23 protein-coding genes and 1 pseudogene are annotated in these 23980 nt (G+C 68.4%); 13 read left to right on the forward strand and 11 right to left on the reverse strand.

What is annotated here, in order from left to right; translation table 11 throughout:
- Nucleotides 1-787 precede the first annotated feature (787 nt).
- Nucleotides 788-1432 (forward strand): SRPBCC family protein, encoded by a 645-nt coding sequence (locus LCL61_RS35515; RefSeq protein WP_340683788.1) that lies wholly within the window; start codon nucleotides 788-790, stop codon nucleotides 1430-1432.
- A 9-nt stretch (nucleotides 1433-1441) separates the two neighbouring features.
- Nucleotides 1442-2023 carry an adenylate kinase gene (locus tag LCL61_RS35520; protein ID WP_340683789.1) on the forward strand — a complete coding sequence of 194 codons (582 nt, stop codon included), beginning with the start codon at nucleotides 1442-1444 and terminating at the stop codon, nucleotides 2021-2023.
- Here LCL61_RS35520 and LCL61_RS35525 read toward each other — a convergent pair.
- Nucleotides 2020-2496, reverse strand: coding sequence for a GNAT family N-acetyltransferase (locus tag LCL61_RS35525; RefSeq protein WP_340683790.1), 477 nt, complete (start codon nucleotides 2494-2496; stop codon nucleotides 2020-2022). The genes LCL61_RS35520 and LCL61_RS35525 overlap by 4 nt on opposite strands.
- Before the next feature lie 184 nt (nucleotides 2497-2680).
- Between LCL61_RS35525 and LCL61_RS35530 the strand changes: the two genes are divergently transcribed.
- The 3 genes from LCL61_RS35530 to LCL61_RS35540 are packed head-to-tail and all read left to right on the forward strand — an operon-like array spanning nucleotide 2681 to nucleotide 4817.
- Nucleotides 2681-3250, forward strand: a complete 570-nt coding sequence (locus tag LCL61_RS35530; RefSeq protein WP_340683791.1) for a YbaB/EbfC family nucleoid-associated protein — start codon at nucleotides 2681-2683, stop codon at nucleotides 3248-3250.
- Nucleotides 3247-3579, forward strand: coding sequence for a type VII secretion target (locus tag LCL61_RS35535; protein ID WP_425341953.1), 333 nt, complete (start codon nucleotides 3247-3249; stop codon nucleotides 3577-3579). The genes LCL61_RS35530 and LCL61_RS35535 overlap by 4 nt, the downstream gene beginning before the upstream one ends.
- A complete protein-coding gene (locus tag LCL61_RS35540; protein ID WP_340683793.1) occupies nucleotides 3576-4817 on the forward strand; it encodes a hypothetical protein in 1242 nt (413 codons plus the stop codon). The genes LCL61_RS35535 and LCL61_RS35540 overlap by 4 nt, the downstream gene beginning before the upstream one ends.
- 22 nt (nucleotides 4818-4839) lie before the next feature.
- Here the strand turns inward: LCL61_RS35540 and narY are convergent.
- The 10 genes and pseudogenes from narY to LCL61_RS35590 all read right to left on the reverse strand — a co-directional run.
- A pseudogene (narY, locus tag LCL61_RS35545) lies at nucleotides 4840-5319 on the reverse strand (nitrate reductase subunit beta); the annotation flags it as partial.
- Between the two features lies 1 nt (nucleotide 5320).
- Entirely contained in the window at nucleotides 5321-5464 is a 144-nt protein-coding gene (locus LCL61_RS35550) for a hypothetical protein (protein ID WP_340683794.1), read from the reverse strand.
- Between the two features lie 106 nt (nucleotides 5465-5570).
- Complete coding sequence (locus LCL61_RS35555) at nucleotides 5571-6476, reverse strand: SDR family NAD(P)-dependent oxidoreductase (protein ID WP_340683795.1); 906 nt, start codon at nucleotides 6474-6476, stop codon at nucleotides 5571-5573.
- 67 nt (nucleotides 6477-6543) lie between these two features.
- The gene (locus tag LCL61_RS35560; RefSeq protein WP_340683796.1) at nucleotides 6544-7734 is read right to left on the reverse strand and encodes an ATP-grasp domain-containing protein; all 1191 of its coding nucleotides are present in this window, start codon (nucleotides 7732-7734) and stop codon (nucleotides 6544-6546) included.
- Nucleotides 7731-8786: a cysteine synthase family protein gene (locus LCL61_RS35565; protein WP_340683797.1), complete on the reverse strand. Its 1056-nt coding sequence runs from the start codon at nucleotides 8784-8786 to the stop codon at nucleotides 7731-7733. The genes LCL61_RS35560 and LCL61_RS35565 overlap by 4 nt, the downstream gene beginning before the upstream one ends.
- Entirely contained in the window at nucleotides 8783-9766 is a 984-nt protein-coding gene (locus tag LCL61_RS35570; RefSeq protein ID WP_340683798.1) for an ABC transporter substrate-binding protein, read from the reverse strand. The genes LCL61_RS35565 and LCL61_RS35570 overlap by 4 nt, the downstream gene beginning before the upstream one ends.
- Nucleotides 9763-10551 (reverse strand): ABC transporter ATP-binding protein, encoded by a 789-nt coding sequence (locus LCL61_RS35575; protein WP_340683799.1) that lies wholly within the window; start codon nucleotides 10549-10551, stop codon nucleotides 9763-9765. Before LCL61_RS35575 ends, LCL61_RS35570 begins: the two co-directional genes overlap by 4 nt.
- A complete protein-coding gene (locus LCL61_RS35580) occupies nucleotides 10551-11645 on the reverse strand; it encodes an iron ABC transporter permease (RefSeq protein ID WP_340683800.1) in 1095 nt (364 codons plus the stop codon). Before LCL61_RS35580 ends, LCL61_RS35575 begins: the two co-directional genes overlap by 1 nt.
- On the reverse strand, nucleotides 11626-12366 hold the full coding sequence (locus LCL61_RS35585; protein ID WP_340683801.1) for a class I SAM-dependent methyltransferase: 741 nt from the start codon (nucleotides 12364-12366) through the stop codon (nucleotides 11626-11628). Before LCL61_RS35585 ends, LCL61_RS35580 begins: the two co-directional genes overlap by 20 nt.
- A gap of 423 nt (nucleotides 12367-12789) precedes the next feature.
- The gene (locus LCL61_RS35590) at nucleotides 12790-13680 is read right to left on the reverse strand and encodes a hypothetical protein (RefSeq protein ID WP_340683802.1); all 891 of its coding nucleotides are present in this window, start codon (nucleotides 13678-13680) and stop codon (nucleotides 12790-12792) included.
- Nucleotides 13681-14355: 675 nt separating this feature from the next.
- Here LCL61_RS35590 and LCL61_RS35595 point away from each other — a divergent pair.
- The 8 genes from LCL61_RS35595 to LCL61_RS35630 all read left to right on the forward strand — a co-directional run bounded on the left by LCL61_RS35595 (nucleotide 14356) and on the right by LCL61_RS35630 (nucleotide 23921).
- Nucleotides 14356-15798 carry an FAD-binding protein gene (locus LCL61_RS35595; RefSeq protein ID WP_340683803.1) on the forward strand — a complete coding sequence of 481 codons (1443 nt, stop codon included), beginning with the start codon at nucleotides 14356-14358 and terminating at the stop codon, nucleotides 15796-15798.
- Nucleotides 15776-16876: a Gfo/Idh/MocA family oxidoreductase gene (locus tag LCL61_RS35600; protein ID WP_340683804.1), complete on the forward strand. Its 1101-nt coding sequence runs from the start codon at nucleotides 15776-15778 to the stop codon at nucleotides 16874-16876. Before LCL61_RS35595 ends, LCL61_RS35600 begins: the two co-directional genes overlap by 23 nt.
- A complete protein-coding gene (locus LCL61_RS35605; RefSeq protein ID WP_340683805.1) occupies nucleotides 16873-18063 on the forward strand; it encodes a hypothetical protein in 1191 nt (396 codons plus the stop codon). Before LCL61_RS35600 ends, LCL61_RS35605 begins: the two co-directional genes overlap by 4 nt.
- A 109-nt stretch (nucleotides 18064-18172) precedes the next feature.
- The gene (locus tag LCL61_RS35610) at nucleotides 18173-19519 is read left to right on the forward strand and encodes a UDP-glucose/GDP-mannose dehydrogenase family protein (RefSeq protein ID WP_340683806.1); all 1347 of its coding nucleotides are present in this window, start codon (nucleotides 18173-18175) and stop codon (nucleotides 19517-19519) included.
- 66 nt (nucleotides 19520-19585) lie between these two features.
- Nucleotides 19586-21175: a DHA2 family efflux MFS transporter permease subunit gene (locus LCL61_RS35615; RefSeq protein ID WP_340683807.1), complete on the forward strand. Its 1590-nt coding sequence runs from the start codon at nucleotides 19586-19588 to the stop codon at nucleotides 21173-21175.
- Between the two features lie 31 nt (nucleotides 21176-21206).
- Nucleotides 21207-22199 (forward strand): isopenicillin N synthase family dioxygenase, encoded by a 993-nt coding sequence (locus LCL61_RS35620; RefSeq protein WP_340683808.1) that lies wholly within the window; start codon nucleotides 21207-21209, stop codon nucleotides 22197-22199.
- A gap of 105 nt (nucleotides 22200-22304) precedes the next feature.
- The gene (locus LCL61_RS35625) at nucleotides 22305-22700 is read left to right on the forward strand and encodes a YciI family protein (protein ID WP_340688754.1); all 396 of its coding nucleotides are present in this window, start codon (nucleotides 22305-22307) and stop codon (nucleotides 22698-22700) included.
- Nucleotides 22701-23921: an RNA polymerase sigma factor gene (locus tag LCL61_RS35630; protein ID WP_340683809.1), complete on the forward strand. Its 1221-nt coding sequence runs from the start codon at nucleotides 22701-22703 to the stop codon at nucleotides 23919-23921.
- The last annotated feature ends 59 nt before the right edge of the window (nucleotides 23922-23980 follow it).

Here is a 23980-nt window from a genome sequence, read left to right on the forward strand (position 1 = left end):
TTCAGACGTATGCTCTTCCGATCTGCCTTCACGCGCTTCGGGGGTGGCGACTGTCCAAAAGGGACATCAGCTCGCGCAAGAGAGTCCGATTCGGCCGCTTTGCGCCGGGTCGTGTGTGTTTTGGGTCGTTCCAGCCAAGGGTGTCTTAGGGGTACCTGCTAGCTCCTGGCCGCTGTTGATCCCGGGCCCGGTTCTTCTGGAGTCGGTGTCGCGAAAGCCAGGACGATGCCGGGCCCGGCAGTACATGAAGGTGAGCAAGACCTCGGTACCGATCGGGTCGGCTCTGGTCTCGTGACCGATCGGACGACACGCGTGATCCGGCGGACGACACGCGTGACTGGACAGACGACACGACCGCGGCCGGTGAGCGCCACGAGCCGTCCGCCCGATCACGCGTGTCGTCCGTCCAATCACGCGCGTCGTCCGTCCAATCACGCGAAAGCGCCATCCGTGCACCTGCAATAGGTACTCAAGACACGGTTGGCCCTAACCCTCCTCGACACTCATGACCCCACTCGAAATCCCGCATATAGGCATGAATGGGACAAATAACCGGCCCTCTGTGTCCACTGTGGACACCTTTGGCCAATTACGACCCCGACGACCAGGTCGCGACCATGGCGCCACGAGCAACTCATCCCCTACGAAGCCGCCAAAGGAAGTCTTCACTGACCTAACACCCGAAGCGGCCAACCGGCTCACGCCACCTTCCCCTTGACGCTCAGGGTGCGTTCGCTATAGGTTCTAACTATCGCGACAAGCGCTAACAAGCGAAGGAGAAAGAGACATGTCCCGCATCGCACGCCGCCGGATCAGCACACGCGCCGCCCTGCTCACGGTCCCGCTGGCCCTCGCCGGCGTCCTCGGCGCCACGGCGCCCGCCCAGGCGACCCCCGCCCACCACACCAAGCCGGCTTCGCTTACCTGCCAAGGAAAAAGCATCGATCGGTCCGCCAAGGTGCACTACCGGACCGAGACCTTCGTCAACGCGCCGCTGCGCACCATCTGGAACCTGCAGACCGACGTGGAGGCCTGGCCGTCCTGGCAGAACCCCGCCATCCCCGTCACCATGAAACGTCTGGACCACGGCCCGCTGCGCAAGCATTCCCGCTTCCAGTGGACCATTCCCGTCCCGCCCGGCATGCCCTACCCGCCCGGTGACGTGACCATCGTTTCCACCGTCCGGCAACTCCAGCCCGGCAAGTGCATCCGCTGGACCGGCCCCCTCGACGGCCCCGGCGGCGTGCACATCGACGGTGTCCACGTCTGGAATTTCGTCAAGGTCCCCGGTGGCGTCATCGTCCGCACCGAGGAGAGCCACACCGGCCCGCAGGTCGACAAGGACGTGCCCGGTTCCACGGCGATGCTCGGGCAGGGCCTCGAAATCTGGCTGAAGGATCTGAAGAAGGCCGCCGAAAGCCGGGGCCAATAAGCTCCTCGCATGCAGATCATCGGACCGGACGACGCTCTTCCCGGACGCCGGATCCGGCGGGCCGCGGTGGCGGGCCCCGCGGGATCCGGCAAATCGACGCTGGCGCGAACCCTGTGCGAGCGCATGGGGGTTCCGTTCGTCGAGTTCGAGTCCTTCTTCCACGCGCCCGGCTGGACGGTGCGGGAGACCTGGCAGGCCGACGTCCTGGACTTCATCAGCGGCGACGAGTGGGCCATCGAATGGCAGGGCGAGGAGGTCCGGGAGCGGATGACCGAGCGGCTGGACGTCCTGGTCTGGCTCGATCATCCGCGTGCGATGACCGTGGCCCGCACGGTCGTCCGGACGCTGAAACGCCGGGTGGGGCGCGGCTCGAAGATCGCCGGCGGCAACGTCGAAGGCCCGCTGCACACGTTCTTCACCGATCGCGACCACATCGTCAAGCTCGCCTGGCGCTACCACCCGCTCATCAGGGCCCGTGTGCACAAGGTCCTCGCCGAGAACCGGTATCCGGATCTCGTCGTCGTCCGCCTGCGTGGTCAGCGCCAGGTCGATCGCTGGCTCGACGGGCCCCTCGCCCGGAATCTCCGCTAGCGCAGATTCCGCACGCGCCGCACCACGCCGAGTTCGATTCGCTCCACCGTGAAACCCTCGCGTTCGCAGAAGGCTCCCGCGCGTACGTTCACCACGAAGTGCTCGGCGTACACCCGCTCGGCCTCCGCCGGCAACTGTCCGATGAGGACACCGAGCAAGCGCGCCCCCAGCCCGCCACCGCGATGCCGGGGATGCACGCACAGCTTGTGGATCACGTACTCGTCACCGTCGCGGCCGCGCTGCCCGACGCCGGCGAGGTATCCGCCTTCTTCGGCGACCACGACCGAACCGCGGGCCACGGCGCCGGCGATGTCCGTCTCGTTCCAGCACATCCGCACTTGTCTGGCAGCGGATTCTTCGCCGATCAACGGCACGTAGTGGGCCAGGGCCTGCTCTTCGCCGAAGCGGCAGACGGCCATGACGTCCTCTCGATCGGCGTTCCGCACGATCATCGTCCTGCCCCGATCCGCCACTTCCGAGGACCTTTCGGGCAGTTCCCGCTCACCGGGGTTGTCCCGAGCGAGCGCCCAGTGGTAACGATACGGGCGAATCGGCGGAACCGGGACGGCCGGTCTACCCTCCGTTCTGGAAGCCGGGGGTGTTCCGCCTCGTCGACCTCTCGATCGTGATCCCATCCCAACCAAGCCAAGGCGACGCATGCAACCCAATTTCGACGCAGGTGAGGACTTCGCACTCCTTTTGGAGCGAGAGGCCAAGAAACTCGAGGAAAAAGCCCATGCCCTGACGGCCGCGTTCACCGCCTCGGCGTCCACGGTGACTTCTCCCGACGGCTCGGTGACGGTGACGGTCGAGGCCAACGGCTCGCTGAGCGCCATCGAGTTCGGCAACCGGGCCACCGCGCTGGGACCGGCCCGGCTCTCCTCCCTGGTCATGCAGACGGTGCGCGAGGCCCAGCGCAAGACCGTCGAGAAGGTCACCGAGTCCTACACCGAGATCAACGGCGAAGACGAGGCCGCGCGGTTGGTCCGCACGTTCCTGCCGAAGGTGGAGGACGAGGCGCCGGACGACCCGGAACAGGACAAGTGGGCTCCCGAGGCGCACAACGAGCCGCCGCCGCCTCAGGCGGGGTACCGGCCGCCGCCACCACCGCAGGCTGGCCCCCCGATGCCCCCGCAGCCCGGCCGTCCCGTGCGGCCGCCGAACCCCCCGGCGCCGCGACCCCGGCGACCGGCCTCCCCCGACGACGACGAAATGAGCCCGTGGTGAGCGGATTCGGTGTCAAGACGGAAGCCCTGAACGAGTTCGCCGGTCACCTCGACAAGCTCGAAGACGCGCTGCGGAAGAGCGCCGGCATGGTGGGCAGCTGCGTGGCCGACCCCGGCATCTTCGGCATTTTCGGCGGCCAGATCTACGGCGCCGGCGCGAGCATGCACTGCGCGAAGGCGCGGGACCACCTGAACAAGTACTCGGAGAACGTGCAGGAGTTCTCCGACAGGGTGCGTGAGGCCGCGAAGAAGTACGACGCCAACGAGCAGGAGGCGGAGAAGCTGATCACCGACGCCGGCAAGGGTATCGACGAGGTGAAGGTCAAGTGAGCGACGAGTACAGCCGCAACGACTTCGGGAACGGCAGCGGCACCAAGGCCGACGACTTCAAGGACGAGAATCGCAGCTTCCTCGCGGGCAGCGGGGACACGGCGGGCGCGGGTTTCTTCGATTCCGCGTTCTCACTGAAGAAAGCCGTCGACGACGGCGACAGCCTCAGCATCGGGCTGGCCTCGGCGGGGATGGCGATCGAGATCCTCGGCATGGTCGTCGACCCGATCGGGTCGCTGCTCACCGCCGGGATCGGCTGGCTGATCGAGCATATCGTCATCTTCCGCTGGCCACTGGACTTCCTGCTGGGTGACCCGAAGGGCATCGAGGCGGCCAAGACGGCGATCTACAACGAGGGCAAGGCCGTCAAGGAGTGGTCTGAGGATCACGCGGCCGCCACCAAGAAGTTCATGGAGAAGTGGGACGGCGAGGCCGCCGACAAGTTCCGTGCCGACATGGAAGGCGTCGCCGCCCAGATCGACGCGCTCGCCGAGTACATCAACTTCGCGGGCAAGCAGATGGGGATCGCCGGTGCCGTGATCGGCGCGGTCCGCGGCATCGTCCGCGACATCATCGCCATGACGCTGGCCGGCATCCTCAAGGCCGCGATCGTGGCGGTGGCGCTGGCGCCCGTCACCTTCGGCGGTTCGATCATCGCGGCGATCGCCTCCATCATGACCACGGTCGGCGTGGCGATCGCCAAGATCGCCAAGCAGATCGCCGACACGGCCAAGAAGCTCGCCGAGATGATCAAGATCCTGGCCAAGACGCGCGGCGCGGCCGACGAGGTCGTCAAGCTGACGCTCGCCGGCGGCAAGGTCACGCTGCCCAAGCCGAAACCCGGTGGTGGCACCCCGATGCCCGGCGGCAAGAAGCCGATCGAAGGCCCGCCGACCAAACCGTCCGACACCACTCCGGACGCTTCGCCCAAGCCCCCTCGGGAGAAGCTCAGCGACATGCCCCTCCGGGTCGTGCGCGAGAAGCTGACGAAGGTGCTGGAGGGGCGCCCCGAGGCGGCGGACATCCTGAAGCGGTTCGACTACTGGAACAGCTTCCCGATCGGCGATCTGCACAAGCGGTTCCCCAAGGTGGCGGACGCGATCGAGAAGACGACCAAGATCCTCAGCGACCCGACCTACGGCGCTTCGGGCATGGCCGGGAAGACCATCGTCGAGCTGACGAAGGCCATCCCGCCGGCCGCGAACGAGAAACCGCCGGAGGACAAGGAAGAGCAGTAAAGACCAGGGGGTCCATCGCGGTGATGTTGGGGTCGGTGCCGGCGCGCTCGTGGGCGCCGCCGAGGCTGTCCTCCCAGTTCGCGCCCCATTCGAGGCTCATCGGTTCCCCGGTGAGGGCCGACCTCGGTTGCTTGACCGGGGTGTCGGTGAGCCCGCCGGGCGCGGTGACGAGGACGTCCTTGTCGAAGGTCGCGGGCTCGTAGTAGTCCTCGAGCGTCGGAAGGTCGGGGTTGGCGAAGATCCGCGAAAGCCGCTTCGCGCGTCCGCCGGAGCGCAGGACCAGCCGTCCCTTCTTGTCGAGCTTCCAGCCGCCCTTCCAGCGTTCCTGGTCCTCGTAGTGCTTGGGGTAACCGATACCGGGTTTGGTCTCGACGTTGTTGAACCAGACGTACTCGGTGCCTTCGCGGTTGGTCCAAGTCTGTTTGCAGGTCACCGAGCAGGTGTGACAGCCGATGCACTTGTCGAGGTTCATCACCATCGCGACCTGGGCGCGGATGCGCATGTCAGTACTCCACTTCCTGGCCGCGGCGGCGGATCACGGTGATCTCGTCGCGCTGGCTGCCGATGGGGCCGTAGTAGTTGAAGGCGTAGGTCATTTGGGCATGGCCGCCCGCGAGATGCGTCGGCTTGATGAGCAGCCGGGTCATCGAGTTGTGGTAGCCGCCGCGNGTGAAGGCCTCCTTCCCTACCTTCAGAGTAGGGAAGGAGGCCTTCACTACCGCCTTGGCCTTCAAGCGAAACCCGACCGGCCGCTCAGGCGGGCGGGGTGAACCCGGGCGGCATCACCATCGGCCTCCCGGTGTTCAGGCCGCCGTCGACGAGAACGGAAGTCCCGGTCAGGTAGGCGAAATCCGGTGACGCCAGGGCGAGGACGGCCGAAGCGATCTCCGCGGCTTCCCCCATCCTCCGCAGACCGTGGACGTTCAGCGGCCCCCAAGCCTCCTTGAACCGCGCCCACAGGTCGTCCGGGATACCCGGCGGGCGCACCAGCCTGGTGTCGATCGTCCCCGGATCGATCGAGAACACCCGGATCCCCCTCGCGCCGTAGTCCAGCGCGGCCGCGCGCACCAGGCCTTGCACGGCGCGTTTGCTCGAGGTGTAGGCGGCGTGCCCCGGCCTGGTCTGGTCGGCCTGCGCCGACGCGGTGCAGACGATCACCCCGCCGCCGGCCTTCAGCAGATGCGGCACCTCGTACTTGATCGAGAGGAACACGCCGCGCGCGTTGGTGCGCTGCACGTCCTCCCACTCGTCGAGGGAGATCTCGTGCAGCGGCTTGCCGAGGTGGATCCCGGCGTTGTTGAACGCGATGTCGAGCTTGCCGTACCGCCGGACGACGGCGTCCACAAAGGACTGAACCTGTTCGGGAACCCGGACGTCCGCCCGGAGATAGATCGCCTCCCCGCCCGCACGGCGGATCTCCCGCTCGACCTCACGCCCGAGCTCTTCCCGCCTGCCACAGAAACCGACCTTCGCACCGGCCGCGGCGAAGGCGATGGCCGTCGCACGGCCGATCCCCGACGTCGCCCCCGTGACGATCACGACCTTGCCCGCGAACCGCCGCCGGTCTTCCCCCGCGGCGGCCGTGTTCGCCGCCAGCATCGTGACACCGGCCGCCATCGCGCCCCCGAGCACGGCGCGCCTGCCCACTGTTCCGTCCACGATTCCCTCCAGATGGATAGCCTCACTTCCCATAACAGAAAGTAGAGCTATCCATCTGAGGGAACTCTCAAGAATCGATCTCCGGCGTGATCCCGCCCGCCGCGGCCAGCGCGCGATGCAACGCCAGCTCCGCCGTCGGCCCTTCGGCGAGGACGATCCCGGTGCACGACCGCTGATCCGCGAGGTGCCGGATCTCGTCGCCGGGGCTCGCCGTCGGATACCACTCCGGCGAACCGGGCAGGCCGGGCAGCCTGTCGAGCCCCGACCATCCCGTCAGCACGCCTTCCGCGGCCGGGTATGCCAAGACGAACCCGATCCCGGGTCCCCCACCGACTTCCTGGGTGAGCAAGGCGGGTTCCTCGCCCAGCGCCATGGCGATCATCGCGGAATAGACGTTGGTGCCCAGCGACCGGCACAGGGCCTCGCCGAGCATCGCTCCGCCGATCCGGATGTTGATCTCGACGACCTCCGGGCCGTCGGCGGCGAGCACGAATTCGGTGTGCGCGAAGCCCTGCTCGTGTCCGGCGGCCTTGAGCACCCTGCCGATCCAGTCCGCCAAGCCCGCGTACTCGGCCGCGGGGAAGGCCACCGGGAACGCCGCGGCTTCCTCCCGCCGCACCGGCTCGGGCGACAGCTGGCGGGAGAGGATCCCGAGCAGCCGGGTACTTCCTTGCCAGGTGACGGTTTCCGCGCTGTAGAGCGGGCCCGCGAAATACGGTTCGGCGATCAGATGCCCCTTGAGCGGCGTGGTCTTCGCCTCCAGTCTGGCTCGTTCGAGTTCGGCCTGATCGCGGACGAGCCAGACGCCCCGCGACGACGTTCCCGAAGAATCCTTGACCACCAGGGGAAACCCGAGCTCTTCGGCGACCATGACCGGCACCGGCCTGCCGCGGGTGAGCCCGTGTTCGTACAACCGGTCGCGTACCGCGCCCTTGTCCCGCAGCACCCGCACGGCGGCCGCGTCCGGGCCGGGCAGGCCGAGCCGGGCGGTGAGTTCCGCGCCGGGCAGTGCCCACGTGTCGGTCGAGTTGATGATCCCGGCGAGGTCCGGGATGGCGCGCAACGCGGTCTCACAGGCCGCGATGTCGGCGGTGTCGATGTCGACGACCTCGACCCGGTCCGGCCCGAGCGTGCCGAGTTCGTAGCGGTAGATGTCGCGATTTCCGGTGAACAGCACCAGTTTCCGCCCGGCCTCCGCCGCCGCGTCGGCGAGCCTGCCCAGGCCGAAGGTGAGTGCTTCCAACAGGACGACGGTCACGAAACCCGCTCCTTCCGGTACAGCGGCTGTGCGGGTATCCCGAATCGGCGGCGGCTCCAGTCCATCGCCGCCCACGGCAGGGCGAGTTCGTCCAGTGAAGCGATCTCGCGCGGCGCGAGGCCCGCCGGGTCCACGGCTTCCCGATGCCGGGCGAAAACCCTTGCGGTGTAACGATGTCCGGTGTCCGCGCCGATCACGACATGGGTCCGCTCCGGATTCCGCGCCGCCTCCCAGCCCGCGACGAGATACGCCGCACCGGTGGAAAGCCCGGCGAACACGGCGTGCTCACGCATGAGGCCGATGGTCGCGGCCATGGCGTGCACGAAGTCCAGCCAGTGGATCCGGTCGTACAGTTCGTGGTCCACGTTGCCGAACGGGATGGCGGAGCCGATACCCGCGATGATCGCGTCCGGATCGGTGAACCGTTCGCTGCCGAAGGTGACACTGCCGAACGGCTGGACGCCGGTCAGGCGGACTTCCGGATCGCGTTCGCGCAGCGAGCGCGCGATCCCGCCGGTCGACGCGCCGGTGCCCACACTGCCGACGACGGTGAGCGGCCCGGACGGCAGCGCGCGGGCGACGAGATCGGCGACCTCGGCGTAGCCCAGGTAATGCACGGGATCGTGGTACTGGCGCATCCAGTGCATGCCCGGATGCCGTTCCAGCAGTTCGCGCACGCGCGCGACGCGGCGCCGCTGGTCGAGGCGGAGGTCGTCCGATGGCGGCATCTGGTCCACTGTCGCCCCCAGGATCTCCAGCTGCGACCGCATGGTGAGGTCGACGGTGGTGGACGCGACGATATGGCAGCGCAGGCCGTAACGATGACAGGCCATCGCCAGCGCGAGCGCGTAGATCCCGCTGGAACTGTCGATCAGCGTCTGTCCTTTTCGGACAGTGCCGTCGGCGAGCAGCGACCGGACCGCGCCGAGTGCCGCGTAGACCTTCAGGGTCTCGAAGCGGATCAGCACGATGTTCGGTTCGAGCCGGATCAACGCGGGCGTCTTGATCGCGTCGGTGACGTGTTCGTGGACCAGCGCGGACATCGCGGTCACCGGCCGATCGAGCGCAGATAAGCGGCCAGCGACTCGGCGCCCGCCGCGTTGCGCGGGCCGCTCACGAGGTCCCCGTACGAGATGACGTGGAACCGGTTGTCGCGCACGGCGGGCGTGTTCTTCAGCTGCGGCGCGGATTTGATGAACGCGATCTTGTCCTGCGCGGGCTGGTCGGCGTAGTCCACCACGACGATCACCTCGGGTTCGGTCTTGACCACGGCTTCCCAGCCGACACTCCCCCAGCCGTCCGGCAGATCGCGGAAGACGTTCGTCCCGCCGGCGGCGTCGATGATGTCGTCGGGAGCGGCGTGTTTTCCGGACGTGAACGGCTGGTCGGTGCCGGAGTCGTAGACGAACACCTTGGCCGGCGGTGTCTTCGGTGCTCCGGCGCGGACCTTGTCGAAGCGCCCCTTGAGTTCCGTGACCAGCTCGTCGGCCCGCTGGCGGACACCGAAGATGTCGCCGAGATTGCGAAGGTCGGTGTAGAGCGCTTCGAGCGGCGTCACCTCCTGCTTCGCCGTCGGATATTCCCAGCAGGTCTCGGTGTGCAGGTAACTCCGGATGCCGACCTGCTCCAGCAGTTTCGGGGTGATCCCGCGTTCCTCGCTGAACCCGGAGTTCCAGCCCGCGATCACCCAGTCCGCCTTGGCGTTGACCAGGATCTCTCGGGTGACCCGCGAGGTGCCGAGGCGTTCGACCTTGGCGTAGTCGTCCTTCCACGGCGAACCGGCGATCGACGGGTCGCCCAGCGAATTCATCACGTAGCCGCGCATGCGGCCGGCGAGCCCGAGCGCGAACATCTTCTCGGCACCCGAAACGTCGTAGGCGACGGGACGTTGCGGCGCCGGAAAGGCGACCTGCGCACCGCAATTGGTCACCGTGGCCTGTGCCGGCGCGGTCGGTCCGGCCTCGACCTGGGCACCGCAGGCGCTCAGGAGCAGCGCCGCGGCGAAGAGCGCGGTCATCCTGGACGGCTTCATCGTGTGATCCCCTCGGTTTCATCGGCGGGAAGGTCGTACAGCAGTTGGAGCGCCCCGGTCACGGGGTGGGTCACCTGGGTGACCTCGACGCCGAACACGGCGCGGACCGTTCCGGGGGTGAGCACTTCGGCCGGGGTCCCGCTGGCGGCGAGCGATCCGCCGCGCAGCAACGCGATCCGGTGACAGACTGCGGCGGCGAGATTGAGATCGTGCAGCGCGACGAGCACGGTGAGCCCGCAGTCGCGCAGGAACTTCAGCAGTTCCACCTGGTGGCGGACGTCGAGATGGTTGGTCGGCTCGTCGAGGACCAGCACCTCCGGTTCCTGCACGAGCGCCCTCGCCACCAGGACCCGCTGCCGTTCGCCACCCGACAGCGTCAGCACACTGCGCTGGGCGAGATGGGTGATGTCCATCCGCCGCAACGCTTCCCGGCACAGCGCGCGTTCGCGGGCCGACAGCCGGAGGTTGCCGCGCTGATGCGGCGACCGCCCGAGCGCGACGATCTCCTCGACGGTGAAGTCCAGATCGGCCCGGCTGTCCTGGGTGAGCGCGGCGATCCGGCGGGCGGTGTCGCGCAGACTTTGTTCGGCGAGGTCGGTCCCGTCGAGCAGGACCGCGCCGCCGGACGGCGACAACGCCCGGTAGACGCAGCGCAACGCCGTCGACTTGCCGCTGCCGTTGGGGCCGAGAAGGCCGACGACCTCGCCCGCGCCGACGTCCAGGCACAGCTCGCGGATCAGCGCCGACCCGGCCACCTCGACGGAAAGTTCGCGCAACGACAGCATCAGCGACCTCCGAACGCGTAGCCGCGGCGCCGCATGACGACGAGGAACACCGGAACGCCGATGAGCGCGGTGATCACGCCGAGCGGGAGTTCCTCGGGGGCGACGAGCGTGCGGGCGAGCAGGTCGACCCACACCAGGAAGACCGCGCCCACCAACGGCGCGAGCGCCAGCACCCGGCGGTGCCCCGAACCGGCGATCATCCGCACCACATGCGGCAGGACCAGCCCGACGAACCCGATCGAGCCGCTGACCGCCACCAGCAAGCCGGTGACGACCGCGGTGAGCAGGAAGAGCCAGCGGCGCAGCGCGGCCGCGTCGGTACCGAGGCTCATCGCGGTCTCGTCGCCCATGGACAGGACGTCGAGCGCGGTGCCGTAGCGCAGCAGGACCACGACGGCGATGGCCACCCCGAGCGCGGCCAGCGGAAGGGAAGCCCACGTCGCCGCGCCGAGGCTGCCGAGCAACCAGAACAGCACGGTCTGCGCGGCCTGGCCGTTCGGCGACAGGTAGACGAGCACGCTCATCACGGCCTGGAAGGCATACGTGAGCGCGACGCCGGTGAGCACGAGGCGCAACGGTGTCAGGCCGAATCTGCCGCGGGCGGCGAGATAGACGATCGCCGTCGCGCCCAGTGCGCCGAGGAAGGCGGCCGTCGACAGCGCCAGCACGCCGAGCCCGGCGAACAGGCCGAACACCACGACGGCGGCGGCACCGACGGAGGCGCCCGACGAGATCCCGAGCACGAACGGATCGGCGAGGGCGTTGCGGACCAGCGCCTGTACCGCGACGCCGACCACCGCGAGCCCCGCGCCGACCACGGCCGCCAGCAGCACCCGCGGGGTGCGGACCTGCCAGACGATCGAGTACCCGGTGACCTCGTCGCCGGTGATGGTTCCGCCGGTGATCGCCTTTCCCAGGTAGCGCAGGACATCCGTGAGCGCGACGTTCGACGGGCCGAGCGCGATGCCCGCGATCAGCGAGATCAGGAGCGCGACCGACAGCAGGATCACCGGGCCGGTGAGCCCGAGCGGGCGTGTGATGTCGTCGTCCGGTTCCGCGAAGAGGCGGAGAGGTTCAGCCGTCACGTTCACCACGCACGATCAGGCGGCGCGCGTGGTTGTCGTACGGCGAGCCGTCGAAGTCCCCGAAGCACTCGACGCCGGTGAAGCCCGCCGTCTCGAACAGCGCCTTCAGTTCCGCGGCGCTGTACAAGAAGGAAAGGATCGACGCCTGCTTCGCCTCGCCGTCGCGGACCAGGGTCCACTCGGTCCTGAGCCGGGTCCAGTCGTCGAGAATGGTGTCGCGCATGAACACCGTCCCGCCGCCGACGTCGACCGCCTTGGGTCGGCCGACCCAGCCGGCCAGCACCTCCTTGCCGAGTACGTCGATCAGCAGCCTGCCGCCGGGCGCGAGACTGGCGTAGGCGTTTCGCAGCACCGTGAGGTTGTCTCCGGGCTCGGTGAAGTAGCCGAACGACGTGTACATGTTGATGATCAGGTCGTACGCGGCGGGCTCGGTGTATTCGAGCATGTCGGCCTGGATCAGCTTCGCGGCGACTCCCGCGTTTTCGCAGGCTTCGCGCGCGCGTTCGAGCATCGCCGGGCTGAGGTCGACGCCGGTCACGTCGGCGCCCCTCCTCGCCAGCGGCACGACGTGGATCGCCGGGCCGCACGCCAGATCGAGCACCTTCGCGCCGTCGGCGACTTCGAGCAGCGGTGACGTGGCCGTCAGGCGTTCGGCCTCTTCGGCCCGGCTGGGCGGGAACATCACGTCCGCGAAGCCGACCCACAGGTCGTCGTCCTCGTACCAGTGCATCTCTCTCCGCTCGCCGGGCCGCACGATTCAGCCCCACAAGTCGTCGAAAGGTCGTCTTCGGTTCCCGGCTCCGCCACCTTTCTCGTGGAGTGATCACGGGAGGCGCGTTCGGGCCGCTCCGTGAAGGCCTCCTTCCCTACCCTCAGAGTAGGAAAGGTGGCCTTCACGGACGTGGGCATGTCCTGGAGGCCCCCTTTGAGACGCTGGATGTCTTCAAGGGAGCCTTGAAGACATCGGGGGGCGTCACAGTGAGCACCGAACGAGTCACCGGCGCCCTTGCCAAGGTGTGAAGGTCGAGTTTCCTCGGCTGAGCCGAGGGAAGGGGTCCTTCACGCGCGGCCGCTGTGCCTGCTGTGGTCGCCGGTGTACCTGACCCACGATCAGCCGCAGCCAAATCCAGTAGGTACCACCCCGGCCCGGGGTTCACGGCGGCGGGATCAGATCGATGAGGAACGTCTGGTCGGGCGCGCCGGAACAACGCTCCCGGACCACCTCCGTACCCGCGACGGTGTCCAGGTCGCGCAGGCCGAGACACTGGCTGGTGCCGACGGGCCGGATGACGAACCGTCCCGGCTCCGCCGGATCCAAGGGGGCGATGGTGAACAACTGGTCCATACCATCGTCGTCGCAGTCGTCTCGGGACTCGATCAGGTCGTGCCCGAGCCCTTCGTTCACGACCGTGAGGCAGCCGACCCCGGTCTCCGGATGGTGCCACTGGAACTGCACGGCGTTCTCTTCCCCGACAGGATCGATGAACAGGCGTGGCGCCGCGTCACCACCGCAGATCTGCTGGGCGACGATGGCACCGGAATAGAGCCTGGTCCGATCCCGCCCTTCGGCGAGACAGAACTCGGGCGACCGGGCGGGGCGGATCTGCGCCCAGCTGCCCACTTCCCGCACGTCCAGCCCCGGCACCACGGCCGCGGTTTCCTTGGCCTTCGAGGACGCGCCGAAGGACCGCGTCAGATATCCCAAGGTCCCGACGAGGACGATGCTCACGATCGCGGCCACGATCATCGGCGCGCGCCAGCGCCGTCGGGGTCGAGGTTCCGGCTCCGGCTCGGGCTCCGGCGGCGGGGGGACGGCTTCCACCTTCGTCTCGTCGGCGGGCCGCGGCGGAGTCCCCATCGCGATCCGGGTCCGGGCGTCGAGCCACCGCCGTACCTCTTCGTCGTTCAGCCCGCACGCGCGCGTGAACGTCTCGACGAACGATTCGCGAGGGAGTGTGGTGCGGCCGAGAGTGGTCGCGACCGTACTCGCCGGAAGTGTTCCCCCGAGTTCTTTCGCCCGCCCGGCCAACTGTCGATAAGTCAATCCGGACCACGTTCTCAATACACGCAGTGCTGCTGTGAACTCAGCCGGTGAAGCCGTCGAGTCCGGCGGGTGAACCGTCGCCGGCGACTCCCCGTCGTCGCCCCCCTCATCAACGATCATCGCTCTAGATTGACTGAGCCGATCTCAGCCGCGATACCGCCATTCAGCGGCGCCGGAAACAGCTGTTCGGACCACTCGAACGATTTCGAACAAGGCCGAACTGGCCGAAGGTTGCCCCTGCGCTGGTCAGGAAGTCAGGCTGGCCCCAGTCGGCCTCACCGCCGATCGAAACTGGGGAGACCCGGGAAAGCCGGGCCGAAGAAAATGAGCAAACCAGAGGCACCCGCACGATCATCGTCAAGGGCGACGGTGAACCCGGCGGAAACTCCTGGTTCATCTCGGAAGGCGTCCACTGAAATCTCCGCACTGAAGACCGGATGACGCCGGCATCGCCCGTATGGGGCGGGCGATGCGCTGATTCCGAAGAAAGACCCTCGTGCGCCGCACATCTGAGCACACACGAGGAGTGAACGCTGCGATTCCCGCAGTGAACCGACTGTTCGGCGCCCGTTCGAGGGCATAACCCTTCGCCATGCCCTCCGGCGGTACGCCCCGGTCTTGTTCGAACTCGGTCGTCCCTGAATTGGCGAACATCGGATTTGTGGAGCGTTGTTGATGGATAACGGTCGAAATACCGTCGCCGAAAGGCAGGTAGTCGTCGTCGGCGCCGGTAATGCGGGCCTCTGTGCGGGAATAGCCGCACTACAGGCGGGTGCGACGGCGGTCAGCGTCCTCGAAGCCGCACCGGAACAATTACGCGGCGGGAACAGTTCCCTGACCAGGACCATGCGTTTCTCGTGGCAGGGAAGCCCTTTCATCACCTCCCTGTTGCGGGAGGCGGACAAGGGCCGGGTCGACGAGATCCTGGCGGGCCGGACCGGGTACGCCGACGAGCAGTACCTCGCCGATTGGCTGGCGGTGTCCGGCGATCAGGTGGACGTCGCCCTCATCGAATCGATCGTCCGCCGTTCGACGGACACGATCACCTGGATGCGCGACTTCGGGCAGCGCTGGGCCCCGAGACCGACGCCGCTGCCCGGTGACGTGCCGATCGTCCTCGACGGCGGCGGCCAGAGCCTCCAGGACCGGAACTTCGCGCGGTTCGAACAGCTCGGTGGAACGGTCTTCTACGACAGCGCGGTCACCGGTTTCGAGAAGACCGCCGGCGACCGGTATCTGCTCCACGGTTCCGGTCCCGCGTTCCCGATGCTCGCCGACGCGCTGGTGCTGGCATCGGCCGGTTTCGAGGCGAACACCCGGCTGCGTGAACGCCACCTCGGCGTGGAGTGGCGGGAAGTGAAGCTGCGCGGTGTTCCGTTCAACGAAGGCGCCCCGCTGGCGGCGGCCGTCGACCTCGGCGCCGACACCGCGGGCAACTGGGAAAAGTGCCACACCACACCGCAGGGCATCAACCTGCCCGACCACATGCTGCCGGGGCAGATGCACAAATCCCACGGCCTCGCCCGCTACGCCTACCCGCTGGGCGTCGTGGTCAACCGGGAAGGGCGCCGATTCTTCGACGAATCCGGCGGCTACAGCAACCTCACCTACGTCACGCTGGGCCAGAAGATCCAGGAACAGCCCGGAAAGATCGCCTTCCAGATCTTCGACGACAAGGTCGTCTCGGCGGGCGCGCTCCCGAAGGGCTACGTCGGCGACCCGGCGTCGGTGTCCGTCTCCTCGCTCGAAGAAGGCGCCCGGCGGCTCGGCATCGACGCGGCGAACCTGACCGCCGAAATCCAGCGGCTGCACGACGGCCAGGCGGAGAAACGTCTCGACACGCCTCCGTTCCTGTTCGTCCCGGTGGTCTGCGGGCTGACGTTCACCTACGGCGGGTTGTCCGTGACCCCGGACGCCGAGGTGCGCGGCGGCGGCGAACCGATCAGCGGTCTCTACGCGGCGGGCGTGATCGTCGGCGGCCTTTACGACCAGGGCTACCCGGGCGGCACCGGCCTGATGGCCGGCGCCGTGCTGGGCCGGGCGGCGGGCACGTCCGCCGCCCGTCACGCCATCCGGTCGCGAGGAGGGGAAGCCCGTGTCGGCACCGCCGCTGGCTGAGAAGAAGATCGTGATCGTCGGGCTCGGCAAGATCGGCTCGCTGTACGCCGCGTGTTACGGACAGGCGGGGCATCGGATCGGCACCGTGGACCTCGGCGACGGCGCGGACTGGGAGCGGGTGGCGCAGGTTCCCGATCCCTCGTCGGTCGACGCCTGGGTGGTCGCCACCCCGACGGCGACCCATCTCGAGGTCGTCGACGAGATCCTGCGGCGGCAACCCGATGCCCGTGTCCTGCTGGAGAAACCGGCCTGCTACCCGGACGACCTCGCCGGTCTCGGTCGCACGGTCCGGCGCCACCCCCGTGCCCGGATCATCGTCAACGACGTGTATTCGCACAGCGAAGCCGTACAGCGCTTCGCGGCGTCGGCGCGGGACCTCGCCGGCTCCGATCCGATCAGGAAGATCACCGTCGAATTCACCAAGAACCGGGAATTCGACGTCGCGAACGGCAGGTTCGTCGACACCCGATACGGCGAAGCCGGCTATGAGGGCTTCCACATGTTGAGCATCCTGCGAGCGATCCTTCCCACCTCGGAATACCGGACGTATCTGCGCACGGTGCCGTCTTCGGTGACACCGGAGATGCGGGTGCGGACCACGGCGCCCGGTATCCCGGAGGTCGAGCTCTACACGTCGTCGACCGGCGCCATCGCCTTCCCCGAACTGGCCGGATTCGCTTTCCCGGAAAGGGTTTCGAGGGAATTCATCGCCCCATCGGCGATCCCGTACGGGTCCGAGTTCCGGTATCGGTTCGCGGACGTCGAACTCTTCTCCGGGAAACACGTCACCCTGGTCTTCGAACCGTTCTTCGGCGCGGATCCCGACCACAAGAACATCCACGCCGTCCACATCCGGAACACCGCCGCTCCGGCGCGCCATTTCCTGATCGCCGTCAACCATTTCAAGGAGGCGCTTCTGACCCAGCTGGACCTTTTGCAGCACCTCGACGAGGGCACCACGGTGGTCCGCCCCGCCGAGCACCGGTTCCTCGCCGCGCTGGGTTCGGCGATGTTCACCGGAACCTTCCCGCAGACAACGGAAAACGAGAAGTTCGCACGAATTGGGAGCGAAGCATGACGCGAAGCATCGAGGATCTTTCGACACTGTTGCGGCCGGCCAAGGACATGTTGCCCGAAGTCTCGGAACGTGAAGTGGCGCTGGCCGAGGTCACCGGCCAGATCAAGAACGACGACGCCGCCCGCGCGCTGTTCGCGAAGGCGTGCCGGTTCGAGGCACCCTTCACCGCGAGCTGGATCCACGGCCCCGGTGACGAATCCCCTTACCTGTCCTTGGAGCTGGCCGCGTCGTCGCTGGACGACGACCGGTATCGCGCCCTGCTCGCCGACGTCGTGCTGTCGACGTCGACCTCGATCCCTTACGACTACCGGGCTTTGGCCGCGGAAAAGCTCGTACAGATCGGCACGGGCGAGTACGCCGGCGCCCTCCGAGAGGTCGTCGACTCCTACGAACCGCTGCCCGCCCGGGGATTGCAGGCGAAGATCGCCGTCCCCACCGACGGCATCGACCACCTCTTCGACATCCCCGAAACGGTGACCGGCAGGCTCAACCTCCTGATCGCGGCCAGCCGCGCGAAAACGCTGGAGAGCAGGCATATGCTCGCCGTGCGGATCCTCGCGAACGGTGTCCTGCCGTCGGAGCCGGTCGGCGAGGCGGAGCGGCTCATCCTCGAAGACGTCGGGACGAGCATGGTGGCGGCGTCGGACTACCTCGTGCCGTGGGACCAGGAATTCCCCGGGGAGCACGGTTCCGGCCTCACCCTCGCGGAACTGGTGCGCATCACCTTGATGTGCGGGGAATTCTCGCTTCCGGACACCACCGTGCGGCCGATCCTGGTCGACTTCTACCGCTCGGTGCTGCGCACCTGCGGCCGCTCGATCATCGGTCTGTCGGCGGGTGTGTTCCATGTGGAGCACGGCACGCTCGCCACGCCTTCGTACTACTACCAGGGCCGCGACGCGATCCTCGGCAAGGGCTGCGTGATCGACTGCGTCGGCGGGGCGGTGCTGCAGGCGGGTTCGTTCCTCGGCGGCGGCTACATGCCGATCCTGATCCACACCCACAAGCACATCCGCAAGGGTGGCCAGGCCGCCGCCTCGGAGCGGAAGCAGATCCTTCCGTGCGTCTTCGCGGCGGAGGCGGGCGCCCGCTACCCGATGGACGCCATCGGCCTGTTCGAAACGGTGGACTACCTCGGCAGGGAGACCCCGTACGAGGGCATCAGGGCCATCCCGCACGCCAAGTGACTCACGGTTCGTCCTGCTGAAAATCCGTATCTCGCGAGGTCATCGGGCAGCGCGGCTCCGTGCTGCCCGATGACCTCGATGACTGGAGGGTAAGGGAATGGGTGCAACTATGGGGGCAGAGGTCGCCGTCATCGGCGCGGGCTACGTCGGGCTGACCACGGCCGCGTGTCTCTCGTCCTTGGGACACCGCGTCGTCTGCGCGGACGTCGACCAGGAGAAGGTCGACGCGCTGCGGCGCGGTGAGGCGACCATCAGGGAACCGGGGATCTGCGAACTCGTGGTGGACGGGCTGGCGTCCGGGCGGCTGCGGTTCGTCCTCGGCGCGAGCGCGGCGGCGGCAGGGGCGGATATCGTGATCCTCTGCGTGCCGACCCCGATGGGCGCGAGCGGCGCGGCGGATCTGTCCACTTTGGAATCCGTCGTGGCCGAGGTGCGGGATCTGCTGCCGCCCGGCTGCGTCGTGGTGAACAAGTCGACGGTCCCCGTCGGCACGGCGGCCCGCGTCGCGGACCTGATCGATCGCCCCGACGTGGCGGTCGTGTCCAATCCCGAGTTCCTGCGCGAAGGGTTCGCGGTCTACGACTTCCTGAACCCCGACCGGATCGTGGTCGGTTCGGCCGACCGTGACCCGGTCCCCGCACGCCGGGTCGCCGAGTTGTACGAGCAGCTCGACACCTCCGTGCTGGTGACCGATTCCGCGAGCGCGGAGATGATCAAGTACGCGTCCAACTGCTACCTCGCGACGCGTCTGTCCTTTGTGAACACCGTCGCCGAACTGTGCGAGTACCTCGACGCGAGTATCGACGACGTGACGACCGGGATGGGTTACGACGAGCGGATCGGCAAGTCGTTCCTGCGACCGGGCCCGGGCTGGGGCGGCTCCTGCCTGCCGAAGGACACTTTCGCGCTGCTGCGCACCGCGGAATCGGCGGGCAGCGATTTCGCCTTGCTGCGAGCGGCGATCGAAACCAACGTGAAGCAGCAGGAGCTCGTGGTCGGCAAGGTGCGCAAGGCCGTCGGCGGCGACCTCGCCGGCGTCCGGATCGGCCTGCTCGGCTTGACGTTCAAGGCCGGGACGGACGATCTGCGGGATTCCCCGTCACTGGCGATCGCGGCGCTGCTGGCCGCCGAAGGCGCTGTACTGACCGGCTACGACCCCAGCGTCCACGCGCCGGTGGCGGGCGTGACGGACGACGTGCGGATCGCCGGGACCGCCTATCACGCGGCGAACGGGGCGGCGGCGGTCGTGCTGCTGACCGAGTGGCCGGAGTTCCGTGCCCTCGACTGGGGGCGGATCGCCGACCGGCTCCACGGCCGGTCCGTCATCGACACCCGGAACCTGCTCGATCCGAACACCGTGGCGCGGACCGGGCTTTCGTATCAGGGAATCGGTCGTCCGGACAGCGTCTGGGCCCCCGTGGCGAACGTCGTCGAAATGGTCACGCAAGCAGGATGACCCCGGGGCGGACGGCGAGCGGCCCTGCTCGTCGTCCACCCTTCCAGCGCCGGAACAGGAGGACGGATGGCGAAGCGGACCCGGCCCTGGCCCGCGCTTTTCGCACTGTGCCTGGGTTTCTTCATGGTCATGCTCGACATCAGCATCGTGAACATCGCGGTGCCGTCGATGGTGCGCGAACTCGGCACCGAGCTGACCGCGGTGATCTGGGTGACCAGCGTGTACCTGCTCGCCTACGCCGTCCCGATCCTGCCCGCCAGCAGGCTGGGCGACCGGTTCGGGCCGAAGCGCGTCTTCGTCGCAGGGTTGCTGGTGTTCACCGCGGCGTCGCTCTGGTGCGGGCTTTCCGGTGACGTCGAGACGCTGATCGCCGCCCGCGCGGTGCAGGGTCTCGGTGCCGCGTTGATGACCCCGCAGACCACGGCCTTCATCACGCATCTGTTCCCGCCGGACGAACGCGGCCCGGCGATGGGCGCCTGGGGCAGTGTGGCGGGGCTCGCCATGATCGCCGGCCCGGTACTGGGCGGTGTGCTCGTCGACCATCTCGGCTGGGAATGGATCTTCTTCGCGAACGTCCCGGTCGGGCTGATCGCGCTGGCGCTCACCGTCGTCCTCGTCCCCGACTGGCGGCCGGGGAATTCGCACCGCTTCGACGTTCCCGGGATCCTGCTCTTCGGCGCGGGTCTCGTTTGCGTCGTCTTCGGTATCCAAAATGGACAGACCTACGGCTGGGGAACGGCCTTCGAGGTCATCGGGGCAGGGGTGCTGCTGCTGGGCGGTTTCGTCCTGTGGCAACGGGCCAACCGCCGCGAACCGCTACTGCCGTTGCGGATCTTCCGCCACCGCGACTTCTCGCTGGGTGCCGCGTCCGCGGTGACGGTCGGTTTCACGATGACCGGCATGCTTCTGCTGTTCGTCATCTACGTCCAGTCGGTGCTCGGCCTGTCCCCGGCCGACGCCGGGCTGCTCATCGCGCCGCTGGCCGTGGTGTCCGGCGGCGTCGCGCCATTCGCGGGCAGGCTCTCGGACCGGGTGAATCCCAAGTACCTGCTGGCGTTCGGGCTGCTCTCGTTGAGCGGCGGCCTGTGCCTCGTCTCGCTGGTGATCATCCCGGCGAGTTCGCCGCAGGCCCTGCTCCCCGGACTGCTGCTCTGCGGTCTCGGGGTCGGGTTCACCTTCTCGCCGATGAACAACGTGACCCTCAACTCCGTCGAGCGTTCGCTGGTCGGCAGCGCGTCGGGCATCTTCAACACCGCGCGCCAGGTCGGCGGGGTGCTCGGCGGCGCGGCCGTCGGAGTCCTGGTGCAGGCGCGGGCAGGCGCCTCGATGACGGCACGGGCGAACGAAGCGGCGGCGGCGTTGCCCGCCGAGTTCCGGCAGCGTTTCGTCGACGGTTTCACCGGGGAGGCCGGGGCGGAGGTCGCCGCCGGCGAGTTCGGCGGCACCCCCGAGCTCCCCCTGGATCTGCCGTCCGAGATCGCGGCCCAGGCACGGGAACTCGCCGCGCAGGTCACCGGCGCCGCGCTCACGGACGGGGTCAAGACCGCTTTCCTCCTTCCCGTCGGCGCGCTGATCCTCGGACTGTTGTGCTCGGTGAACCTGCGCGGGCCGATCGGGCAGCGCAGATCGCCCGATCGAATGACCGCGACCCGGTGATCACCGGCGCGGACCTGGTTACCGTCGCTCCATGACTCTCGTACCGACGGTCGACCTGAGCACCTGGCACGGCGGCGACCGCACTCAGCTCGCGCACGCCGTCGACGAGGCGTTGAAGCGCGTCGGGTTCCTGCAGGTCGTCGGGCACGGCATCCCGCGGGCGACGATCGACGACATGCGCGGAGCGACCGCCGCCTTCTTCGCGCTCCCTGTCGAGGAGAAGCTCCGATCCGCGCCCGCCGACCGCGCCTCGGATCGCGGGTACGCGGCCGAAGGCACCGAAGGGCTGGCGTACAGCCTCGGTGAGACGACGCCACCCGACCTGTCGGAATCGTTCGTCATCGGCGCGGAGCACATCGACGGCGAGGACCCCTATGGCTTCTTCGCCCCCAACATCTGGCCCGACCTGCCGGAGAACCTACGTCCCGCGCTCACCGCGTACGCCGACGAAGCGCACCGGGTCGCGCGAGTGCTGCTGGAGATCTTCGAGAAGGCACTCGGGCTCCCCGACGGCTACCTCGGCGCGTACACCCGGCACCCGACACGCACCTTGCGGGTGAATCACTTCGAGCGCCGCGCCGGAGCGCCCGAGCCCCTGCCGGGCCAGATGCGGCTCGGCGCGCACACCGATTACGGCATCGTCACCGTCCTCTACGCCGACCCCGTCCCCGGCCTGCAGATCCACGGTCCCGACGGCGCCTGGCACGACGTCGTCCCCGCCGAGGACGCGCTGGTGGTGAACCTCGGCGACCTCACCGCACAGTGGACCAACGACCGCTGGCGCTCCACCCTGCACCGGGTCGTGCCGCCATCCGGGCCGGGGCCGTCACGGCGGCGAAGCGTGGCGTTCTTCTTCGACGGCGACCACGACCCCCGGTTCGAATGCCTTCCGACCTGCCAGTCCGCCGACAACCCGCCGAAGTATCCGCCGGTACTGGGCGGCGAGCACCTCTACGCCAAGATCACCGGTGGACGGACCCTGGAACCCGCCGACGCGATGAACACCGCGGCCGACCGCGGCTGAGGAAGAATCCCCGGCGGACCATGTCCGGTCCTGTCCGGCGGCTCCGACGTCCCCGGCAGAAGGCACCGGAGCGGTGCCCGCCGAGAGGAGAGAACCGTGAAGTACATGATCATGATGTTCGGGTCGCAGAAGGACCTCGTCGACATCGCCGGCGCCTGGAGCGCCGACGAAGTCAAGGCCCTGCACGAGTTCATGAGCAAGTGGAACAACGACCTGGTCGAGTCCGGCGAGTTCGTCGACGCTCAGGGCCTCTCCCAGCCGACGCACGCGCGCCGCGTCTCCCTGCGGGACGGCGCGCTCGTGGTGACGGACGGACCGTATGCCGAGACGCAGGAGGTCCTGGTCGGATACACGACCGTCGACTGCGCGAGCTACGACCGCGCGACCGAGATCGCGGCCCAGCTGGCGAACACCCCGCATCCGGAAGGCAGCGACCTCGGCCGCGACTGGTACGTCGACATCCGGCCGTGCGCCGACAGCTTCGAAGAACTGGAGCTCTAGGTGCCGGACAGCGGCGTCGAGGATCTGCTGCGCGAGCTGTCGCCGCAGGTCCTCGGCGCCGTCGTCCGCCGCTACGGTCACTTCGACCTGGCGGAGGACGCGACGCAGGAGGCGCTGCTCGCGGCCGCGACGCAATGGCCTGCCGAAGGGCTGCCCGAGAATCCGCGCGCATGGCTCATCACGGTCGCCTCACGGAGGCTGACCGACCTCCTGCGTGCCGAGCAGGCGCGGCGCCGTCGCGAGGACACCGTCGTCCAGCGCACTTTGCCGGAGGAGCACCTCGCCCCCGCTGCGGACCGGCGTGCCGCCGACTCCGACGACACGCTCGTCCTGCTCTTCCTGTGCTGCCACCCGTCCCTGTCGCCCGCGTCGCAGATCGCGCTGACCCTGCGCGCGGTCGGCGGCCTCACCACGGCGGAGATCGCCCGCGCGTTCCTGGTCCCCGAAGCGACGATGACCCGGCGGATCAGCCGCGCGAAGGCCGGCATCAAGGCCGGCGGCGTCCCGTTCGGCATGCCGCCGGAAGCGGGACGGCTCGACGCGGTGCTCCACGTGCTGTACCTGATCTTCACCGAGGGATACGCCAGCACGTCCGGTCCCGATCTGGTGCGGAACGACCTGTCCGCCGAAGCCATCCGGCTGACCAGGATCGTCCACCGGCTGCTGCCGGACGACAGCGAGGTCGCCGGGCTGCTCGCGCTGATGCTGCTGACCGACGCGCGCCGTCCGGCGAGGACGGGGCCGGACGGCGCGCCGATCCCGATGTCCGAACAGGACCGGGGCCGGTGGAACACCGAGTACGTCGCCGAGGGCGTCGCGCTGCTGTCCGAAGCGCTGCCGCACGGGCCGACCGGGCAGTACCAGATCCAGGCGGCCATCGCCGCGCTGCACGACGAGGCGCCGAACGCCGAGGCGACGGACTGGCCGCAGATCGAGGCGCTGTACCGGCTTCTGCTGCGGCTCTCCGACAATCCGGTGGTGGCGCTGAACCACGCCGTCGCCGTCGGAATGGCCCGAGGGCCGCGAGAAGGCTTGGCGGCGTTGGAAAAGCTCGGTGACCGGATCTCCGGCGACCACCGGTTCCACGCCGCTCGCGCGCATCTGCTGGAGATGGCCGGCGACACCGCCGAAGCCGTCGAGTCCTATGTGGAGGCCGCGAGGCTCGCCACGAGCCTGCCGCACCAGCGCTATCTCCACACCCGCGCCGAACGCCTGCGCTGAGCATGAGTGGCGAGCCGGGCTTGGGGTCGTGAGTGGTGAGGACGGTTCTAACCGTCTGT

It is taken from the genome of Amycolatopsis coloradensis (genome assembly GCF_037997115.1).
GTDB classification, from domain to species: domain Bacteria; phylum Actinomycetota; class Actinomycetes; order Mycobacteriales; family Pseudonocardiaceae; genus Amycolatopsis; species Amycolatopsis coloradensis_A.

Coding starts and splice junctions, on each gene's coding strand:
- LCL61_RS35515 (WP_340683788.1), top strand. CDS start 788: ATGTCCCGCATCGCACGCCGCCGGATCAGCACACGCGCCGCCCTGCTC.
- LCL61_RS35520 (WP_340683789.1), top strand. CDS start 1,442: ATGCAGATCATCGGACCGGACGACGCTCTTCCCGGACGCCGGATCCGG.
- LCL61_RS35530 (WP_340683791.1), top strand. CDS start 2,681: ATGCAACCCAATTTCGACGCAGGTGAGGACTTCGCACTCCTTTTGGAG.
- LCL61_RS35550 (WP_340683794.1), bottom strand. CDS start 5,464: ATGACCCGGCTGCTCATCAAGCCGACGCATCTCGCGGGCGGCCATGCC.
- LCL61_RS35570 (WP_340683798.1), bottom strand. CDS start 9,766: ATGAAGCCGTCCAGGATGACCGCGCTCTTCGCCGCGGCGCTGCTCCTG.
- LCL61_RS35575 (WP_340683799.1), bottom strand. CDS start 10,551: ATGCTGTCGTTGCGCGAACTTTCCGTCGAGGTGGCCGGGTCGGCGCTG.
- LCL61_RS35585 (WP_340683801.1), bottom strand. CDS start 12,366: ATGCACTGGTACGAGGACGACGACCTGTGGGTCGGCTTCGCGGACGTG.
- LCL61_RS35595 (WP_340683803.1), top strand. CDS start 14,356: ATGGATAACGGTCGAAATACCGTCGCCGAAAGGCAGGTAGTCGTCGTC.
- LCL61_RS35605 (WP_340683805.1), top strand. CDS start 16,873: ATGACGCGAAGCATCGAGGATCTTTCGACACTGTTGCGGCCGGCCAAG.
- LCL61_RS35610 (WP_340683806.1), top strand. CDS start 18,173: ATGGGGGCAGAGGTCGCCGTCATCGGCGCGGGCTACGTCGGGCTGACC.
- LCL61_RS35615 (WP_340683807.1), top strand. CDS start 19,586: ATGGCGAAGCGGACCCGGCCCTGGCCCGCGCTTTTCGCACTGTGCCTG.
- LCL61_RS35620 (WP_340683808.1), top strand. CDS start 21,207: ATGACTCTCGTACCGACGGTCGACCTGAGCACCTGGCACGGCGGCGAC.
- LCL61_RS35625 (WP_340688754.1), top strand. CDS start 22,305: ATGATCATGATGTTCGGGTCGCAGAAGGACCTCGTCGACATCGCCGGC.